General features: G+C 31.2%; 9 protein-coding genes and 1 pseudogene. All 10 read right to left on the bottom strand.

Features of this window, described 5'->3' with window-relative positions:
* A pseudogene (locus tag KGF50_RS18825) lies at positions 1-960 on the bottom strand (cell wall hydrolase); the annotation flags it as partial.
* A complete protein-coding gene (locus KGF50_RS18820) occupies positions 953-1,648 on the bottom strand; it encodes a LysM peptidoglycan-binding domain-containing protein (protein WP_227849483.1) in 696 nt (231 codons plus the stop codon). The gene KGF50_RS18820 and the pseudogene KGF50_RS18825, both read right to left, overlap by 8 nt.
* 15 nt (positions 1,649-1,663) lie before the next feature.
* A complete protein-coding gene (locus KGF50_RS18815; RefSeq protein ID WP_227849482.1) occupies positions 1,664-4,015 on the bottom strand; it encodes a tape measure protein in 2,352 nt (783 codons plus the stop codon).
* Between the two features lie 77 nt (positions 4,016-4,092).
* Positions 4,093-4,653, bottom strand: a complete 561-nt coding sequence (locus KGF50_RS18810) for a ribosomal protein L7/L12 (RefSeq protein WP_227849481.1) — start codon at positions 4,651-4,653, stop codon at positions 4,093-4,095.
* A 264-nt stretch (positions 4,654-4,917) separates the two neighbouring features.
* A complete protein-coding gene (locus KGF50_RS18805; protein WP_227849480.1) occupies positions 4,918-5,358 on the bottom strand; it encodes a phage tail assembly chaperone in 441 nt (146 codons plus the stop codon).
* Positions 5,359-5,430: 72 nt separating this feature from the next.
* Positions 5,431-5,907 carry a phage tail tube protein gene (locus KGF50_RS18800; protein WP_227849479.1) on the bottom strand — a complete coding sequence of 159 codons (477 nt, stop codon included), beginning with the start codon at positions 5,905-5,907 and terminating at the stop codon, positions 5,431-5,433.
* Positions 5,908-5,934: 27 nt separating this feature from the next.
* Positions 5,935-7,245 carry a phage tail sheath family protein gene (locus KGF50_RS18795; protein ID WP_227849478.1) on the bottom strand — a complete coding sequence of 437 codons (1,311 nt, stop codon included), beginning with the start codon at positions 7,243-7,245 and terminating at the stop codon, positions 5,935-5,937.
* Position 7,246: 1 nt separating this feature from the next.
* Positions 7,247-7,432 carry a hypothetical protein gene (locus KGF50_RS18790; protein ID WP_227849477.1) on the bottom strand — a complete coding sequence of 62 codons (186 nt, stop codon included), beginning with the start codon at positions 7,430-7,432 and terminating at the stop codon, positions 7,247-7,249.
* Entirely contained in the window at positions 7,416-7,853 is a 438-nt protein-coding gene (locus tag KGF50_RS18785; RefSeq protein ID WP_227849476.1) for a DUF6838 family protein, read from the bottom strand. Before KGF50_RS18785 ends, KGF50_RS18790 begins: the two co-directional genes overlap by 17 nt.
* Positions 7,846-8,204: HK97 gp10 family phage protein (locus KGF50_RS18780; RefSeq protein WP_227849475.1), on the bottom strand; the 359-nt coding region annotated here is incomplete at its 5' end. The genes KGF50_RS18785 and KGF50_RS18780, both read right to left, overlap by 8 nt.

The raw sequence follows: 8,204 nt of genomic DNA, 5'->3' as shown, positions 1-8,204 counted from the left end.
CATGAAATGTGAATTATTTTCAAAGGTATGCTTTACTTTCTCAACTAACATATAATTTTGTAAATCAATATCTCCTAAATCTAAAAAAACAGGTACTAAACAACCTGCTCTCACTCTAATATCACCAAGCACATTTTTTAAACTCAATGACTTAGTTTTCTTATTATATAGTTTTAAAAGTATATCACATTTTTGCTTTATCTCTGCTTCACTCATATTTTTATCTACTGTATCAAACATTTGAAGTATTCCCCAACTTCTCATATGCGTTGAGTCTTGAGCAATATACACATCTCTTTTTCCTGTTTCTTCATTGTCTCTTACAAGTTTAATCTTTGTGTAAGTATCACTGTCTATACTTGAGTTATAGTCAAAATCCTCAATTACATCATTATTCATAACAGTATCTAATTTCATTGATGCAACATTTTTTAGAGTTATTCTTCCAAAATCATCATATAAAACATACATTTCCTTTTTCTCTCTTAGAGTATCATCAAGAGCAGTTAGTATCATATCAAATAGCGTTTTATTTTCTTCTATCCTAGATATTCTATACTTAGTGTCTTCTATGACATTGTATTTTAAGTTAAAATCTTTAGATAACATTTTTACAAGTTCACTTGCAGTTTTATTACTATATACATAAGTATCTTTATTCTTAAAGTATCTTAATTGGTCATATGCAACAATTTTAATGTGATTTTCTTTGTCTCTTTTCTTCTGAAATATATATCCATAAAATATACCTACGCCTTTGTAATATAGCCTTACAGAGTTACCTTCACAGAATTGTAGTATATCATCCATTACTATTGTAAATTCAAGTTTAGATGGTGTTCCTCTTCTCTCTATTTCCCATGTGATGCCATCTAAAACTACAGGCTCATAAAAATCTTCCCAATGTGCAATAACTAACCTTATATCCCTATCATTTGCTAGAACTAAATCATCAGCCAAGTTTTAACACCTGCCCTTTATAGATGGTATACTTAGATAGATTTTTACCTTTGTTCGCCTTATCCATCATAGTTTTATTTAATTCATACACTTTCTTATACAGCGAACCATTGCCTAACTGCTTTTGACAGATTGACCAAAGGCTATCTCCTGCTTTTACTGTATAGGTCTTGGAATTTGGTGCATTAACTGAATCCACTCGTTTTGGCTCTATCTTTACATTAGGTCTGCCAGTTTCATTAGTTGTTTTAGGTGTAGCAGGAACTAATTTTTTAGTTGAGTAATCTCTATATTGTTTTAACTTTATTGCAACTTTTGTATCTGAGCCATTCTCTGCATCTTCTACTATGTTATATTCCTCTAATGATACTTTCATATTAGTGTTAAATAGTACTTTGTTACCTAATGCACGAGATACAATAAATTGAAATGGCTTACAATCTGTTTTTAGTAGTTCCAGTTTACTTAAAAAGAATTGGACATCTCTAAATTGACCTCTGTAAAAAGGTAATTTATTATGTGTAAATTCTGCTTCAAAACTTATTTCAGATAATCCTTCTTTTTTTAATATATTTACTTCTCCAGTGTTTATCAAATCAACTGTTTTATTTTTATTTGTAACTTTAATCTCTAATTTGCCAGGCGGGATTGGTAATTGTACTCCATCTAGGTAAAAATCATAAGCCATTTATAGCCCTCCTTTCTAAACTATTCCCTCAGCTGATACAACCATGGCATCATTCAGTTTTTCTGTTAAGACATTTACTATACCATCTACATCTGCCTCACTATTTATGTTGTTTGTATTGTTCATGTCGATTTTAATGTTGACTCCTGTATACCTATTGATTGTTTCTTGCTCTGCAATATCTCTTAGGTATTTTAAGTCTTCTTGACTTTTATCCATTGTTTTAGCCATTTTAGCTGTATTTCCAGCAGTGTCTTTTGCTCCTTTTGCTGCATCTCCAAGTGGAGAATTAAGCCCTGCTGAACCAAATCCATCTCCTAACCCATACTTTTTATCCCACAAATCGTCGAGTCCTAAATCTTTTTTTGCCTTTTCTGCTATTTTGTTGATGTCAAAAGCATCTTTTAATTTGTTTTCTAAATTTTTACCTACTTTATATCCTTTATTAAAAGAGTCAAATGGATTTTTAATGTCCGCATACGGTGCTTTCCAGTCTTGTGGTTTAATAGGCTCTTTTAATGTTTTTTGATAGTTTTTCAAACTTCCAACGACAGAGTCTATATTTTTTGTATAACCATGACCAAATGTATCTATGTTTACTCCAGGTATTTTATTAATTAATTCAATTAACCCATTTACCGCTTTTATTGCTAAATTTACTCCATTTATAAATACATTTGCAAGTGTTGTTGCGCATCTATCGAAAGAACCTCCAACATCACCCATTGAGTTTATAACAAAATTTGCAAGATTATAGAATAACATCTGTACACCATAGATACAAATATTAAATGAGTTAACAAAGAACTCTACAAATGCCATTACTATGTTCCGCGCTCCTGCAAAGACATCATAGATACAAGTTCCTAGAAAATAAAGAGCTCCTACAACTACACCAATTGCAGAAACACTCGTTCCTGCGAAATGATTAAAAACTGCTATAGCTACAAAAAATGCAACAACAATTGCTATTACACCATATAAAATCCAAGTAATTGGGCAAGCCATCATTGCTGCATTTAATCCATCTTGAGCTATAGTAGTAGCAATTAATGCAGCAGCCCTCCAAGATTCAGCTATTATATGTGCAAAGTTCATGGCTAAAGATATTGCAGATAGTGCAATATCTTTAACTTTATTTGCAATACTAAGTAATAATGCATTGTTATACACTAGCATTGCTGCTGCAACACCAAGTATTATAGGTGCGATAATACTCCAATTTTGTGCAAATACATTAGCAATATTCAATGCTTGTGTTATCACCCAACCTAATGCTTGTGCTATCAAGCTAACACATACAATAATAGTGTTTGTGAAAGCTTGAAAAAATGGACTTCCTAATATACTTATAATTCCATTAAAAATGTTAAAAAACACATTGCCTAAAACATATAATCCATTTATAAAATTATCTATAAAGGTTCGAAATCCCTTGCTAGACATGGATTGTTCTATCTTTTTTTGTATAACACCAAATATCATAATGCAATTATTTTTTATTGATGTCCAAATTTGATTAAATGTATAAGGCATCTTCTCAAACTCTGCATTGGTTTGTTCTGTTGCTGCAAGTAATGAATTTTTTACAATGTCTGCTGTTAACATTCCTTCACTTGCCATGCTTCTAATCTTTCCTATATCTACGTCAAGATAATCGGCAATACTTTGTATTATATTAGGTGCCGACTCAAATACAGCGTTTAATTCCTCACCTCTAAGTACACCACTTCCTAAGCCTTGTGTTAACTGTAGCAAAGCTGAATTGGTTTCTTCTGTTGTTGCTCCTGCGATTACAAATTTCTTGTTAAGTTGTTCAGCAAATGCTACTATCTCTTTTGTGCTACTAAATGCTTTACCTGCATTCATTCCAACTCTAGTTACTATTTTAGCAGTATCCAAATAAGATGCTCTTGCTCTTTCTGCTGATTGAAATATCATTTTATTAAGTCCGCCATCTGATTGTTGACCATCATTTATCATACTCAAGCGAGCATTAGTGTTAGTCATCTGGTCACTTAAGTTAATTAAACCGCCAATGCTTCTTAATCCAATATAAGTCGCTACTAATCTTTTAGCATTTGCTACTAACTTATCTGTACTACTTGCTCCTTTTCTAACATCATCATTAAATCTTTTTTGCTGTTCATCAGCTTCTCTTATCTGTCGTTCTAATCTATCAAATCCAGCTTCTGCCCTTGCTAGTTCTTCTCTAGCTCTTATTATGCTATCAGCATTTACTGCATTACTAGAAGTTCTTTGTAATTGCTCAAATGAACTCAGTACTATATTCATGGCAGTTGTCATGTGTCTAAAAGCAGGTGTCATTCCGTCAAAAATACGGATTGATGTTTGTATTGTAGCCATTTTTTCACTCTCCTTTCTGTTAATTTAGATAATAAAAACACTTACTAAATTAGTAAGTGTTTTTATTATGAATACATCTATTTTTTGCCTGCCCAAAACTGTTTCCCACAATTTAAGCATGTAACTCTAACTTTCTTTGCTCCTAAATTCCCAGCTACTAAACCTATACCACCAGTTAGACTAGCTCCTACTACTGCTTTCCCTATACCAAAACCTTTTTTTTGAGCTGTCAAGGATGTTGAACCACACTTAGGGCAACAAGCAACTGATTCTTGTTGAGCTTTTTCAATATTATTTTTTCTATTTTGATTGTTTATTATTTTTTCCTTTTCTGAATTACTCATAGTATCATCAATAAAATTGATTTTTAACTCTTCAAAGGAAGAATCCACTATCTTTTTTGCTTCCTTTATATTCAAACCACTTATTTCCATTACATTTTTTATTGCATTTACTTTTTCTTTTCTATATTTTCTATAAATTTCAGTCATATTTATTTCTATTCCATTGGCATCAACGATTAAGTCATTTGATTTAATATTATTATCTTCAATAATTTCAGTTTCTACAGCAACCCCACAACTTGAACAAAACTTGCCTATGCCTGTGATTTCTGCACCACAATTTGAACAAAACATAACAAACCCCCCTAGCACAATAATTTTATAAGATTATTATACTATATTGGTAAAATTTTTACATTAGAGATTATCTTCTTCTACCTCTCTTTTTCTCTCTTTCAGCTTCTTTCATTGCTTCTTCTTCATCTTCAATTTTAACAAGTATTGAGGCGGCTGCTAATGCTCTCTCATTAATTTCTAAATTCATATAGTCACTTGGCTTCCACTTTAATTTTTGAATACAATAATGGGTTATACTAGCATCAAAGTCGCCACCTCGAATTAGTTTTTTGCTTCTTCTACTTTATCTTCAAAAGTTGTATCAAATCCGTTTACTTCATTTACTTTTACTGTATAATTTACATATTCTCCTGCCGTTAGCATTGTCTTTAATAACTGGGCTTCTCCCATTACTCCATAACTATTTTGAAGTTCCACATCTTTTAAATCGGGGAATACTGTAGATGCTACACATAATTCAGCTACATAACTATTATAGTCAATTTCACTTGTGAATTGACCTGTTGGCTTCCCGTTATTGCCAATCACTTTTACTCTTTTGGTACAATTTCTTCTTAATACTTCATCTTCCTCAGAAGATATCACCCTTAATTCCCATTTTACTGGTTTTCTTTCTTCATCTAAAAATCTATCGCTTGCCACATACATTACATTCTCATTTTTTATTGCATTTTGATTTAAAAAAGCACTTAAATTACTCATATTATTCTAATCTCCTCTTATTTTATTTTTTTTACATAAAAAATACACATCTATAATATATAAATGTGTATCTTACTCCATACCTAATAACAATTTAAACTCCTCAGGCATATCCCAATCATCGAAAGTAAAATCTATATCCTCATCTAGATATTCACTATCTGCATCAAATTTAGCTAATGTAACCTCATCTATATTACAATCTTTTAATATAATAGTCTGTCTCCCAGCAGTAGATGTAGGGTCTTCATTAGTAATTTGCATGTCGAAATATATATCTTCTCCAGTTTCTTTATATCTCAGCATAAGTTTTCTAAAGATAGAAGTATTGTAATGAGTAGTTGCACTTCCAGTTCCTTCCCATCCAGTAGTTTTGTTTCCTTTTCCTGTTTGACCTAGAATTGGTATCTTACTTTTATTCTTTTTAAACTTAGCTTCTACCTTTACACACTGCATAAGAAGGTATCTTTTCCCTTCTATGGTAACATAACATTCTGCCAAAGATGCACTTATTGCATCTTTTGACTTCATAGTAATATTTTTAGCCATTCTAACACTCTCCTTTCTAGCTTTCTTCTAACCAACAGAAACAGTCATATAAAGCTTACTCATAGCATTTATAACCTTAACTGCATCACTCACTATAACAGTTTTCTTGTCATTTCCAAGCTCTACACTAACATCATCAGTTTTAAAATCTTCTATTGCCCTTATATTCTCTAATTCTTTGTGATGTTTTACTACATCATTCCAAAATGAGATACGTCCAGCTTTATCGTTTGGTACTTTACCAAGATATTTATCATTAAATAAAGTTGCTATATCATTAGCAATCTGGTCAAGTACTCTAATACTTTGATTAGATGAAAAATCGTCATTCTTATCGTCTGTAAAACTTACAAAAGTGTTTATATCCTCTAATACATGAACTTCATCTCCAACTTTATGGAATATAAATTTACCAGTTTTTAAAGCTTCTTCTAACTGTATTTGCGTATAATTAACATCAACATCAAATTCACCATCATACTTTTTATTAGTATTAGATTTATTTATATCACATCCTGCTATAGCTCCAGTAGCCCAATAAATCAAACTAGACTCTAATAATCCAGTATCTTTAACTTTATTTTCTACGGATACTACCCCTTCATAATCTGCATCATTCTTTTTATATAAAACAGTTTGAAACTTAGCTCCTACCTTATCTCTCATTCTTTTTGTAAACTCTACAAATAAACTTTTAATCTCTGTTGTTGTAGCCAAACATCCTAGTACATTAAATGAGTAGCTTTCTATTTTATCAAGAAAAGTTTGATACTCTGCTCCTGTCACAGCTTCGCCATTAGTTCCATTAGTAAAAGTTAAACCTGCACTTGCTTCTAGTGTTGCATCCTTTTTCCAAGTGATATAGTCATTGTCCTGCAAGTCTGTAATAACCTTTGCTATTTGAGTATCTACATTCTTATTATCTAGTAAAGTTACAACATCAAATTTAGTATTATCATCAACATTAGTTGTAACTATTACTTTTAAGTCATTACCTCTTATACCACTGCATCTAGCTATAGCAATACTACAACTAGCTTTAACTCCTTTATTTAATTTATAGAAATATCCTAGTCTTATATTTTTAAATAAATCTCTAAGACCTTTTAGCTTTTCATGAGTATAATCATATCCAAAGAACTTTGTTGAATATTTCTCAAAATCATCACTTGTGACTTGGAAAATTTCTTCATCAATACCCCAGCCTAATTCTAAAGGCATTGCGACAATACCTCTATCAGATAATGTACTTGTTGCTCTTGTAGCACTTACAAAATTTATATAAGCACCAGGAAGTATTTTATTTTGTGTTACAAATGTTCCTCCACCTAAAGCCATATTAACTCACTCCTTTCATAAAATTATTAATCATATCCTCTACTTCTGAAAAGGAATACAATTCATCCTCTTTTAAAATTGCATTCAACAAATCTTTTCTATTTACATACTTCTTAGAATTAACTATCTGTTCCTTAGTAAACTTATAATTATCTTCTTTACTTAATGTTTTACTCAAACTTATCACCTCTCTTTAACCCACCAAATAATTCAACACCATTCATTTTTTCTATATCATTACTCTTTATAGTAAAGTAGTTATAATCAACAAAGAAGTGTAGCACATTATCTACAATTTCAAAGTTCATATTTGTGCCTCTGACTAAGTCTCCATCAATTTCTATATACTCTAATTCCTCCAGTAACATCTCAGCTATCTCATTTATTTCAAAATTCTTATCTTCTGAACGAGGAAAATAATGTACATCAAAAGAGTTCTTTTTTAATGTCCTGCCACTTGGATATGGTATCTTGCTTTGGTTTAAAGGAACAATAAAAAAACAAGGTTCATTTATACCCTGTTCTACATCTTCGCTATAAATTGTATATTCATTTCCAAATGTTTTATCTAATTTAATAGATATTCCATCTATAATGTTATTAAGCATCAAACACTCCTTTCAGCAACATTAATAGCTTTTTCTCTATAATCTTATCAACTTGGCTTTGTAATTCCATCTCTGAAATAGTTAAGAAATGTTGTCCTTTAACCCATCCTTTGCCACCTTTGGTTCTATGACCAAATTCAACATAACTTGCGTATGTTGTTGGATTAACCACCTCTATAATATAATTATTTCCTTGTTTAAATACAGGAAGTGACCTAGCGTAAGCTATTCCACTCCAACCTTCTCTCAAAAATCCTGTATCTACTGGTGTCCTTCTAATTACTTTCCCAAGTAATCGTGCTGCTAATTCTCTTGCTGCATCTTTGCAAAATTTATCTAAATCAATCTTTG

The organism is Clostridioides sp. ZZV15-6598, from assembly GCF_020657705.1.
Taxonomy (GTDB): Bacteria; Bacillota; Clostridia; order Peptostreptococcales; family Peptostreptococcaceae; genus Clostridioides; species Clostridioides difficile_F.
This window is presented reverse-complemented; position numbering and strand designations above follow the sequence as displayed.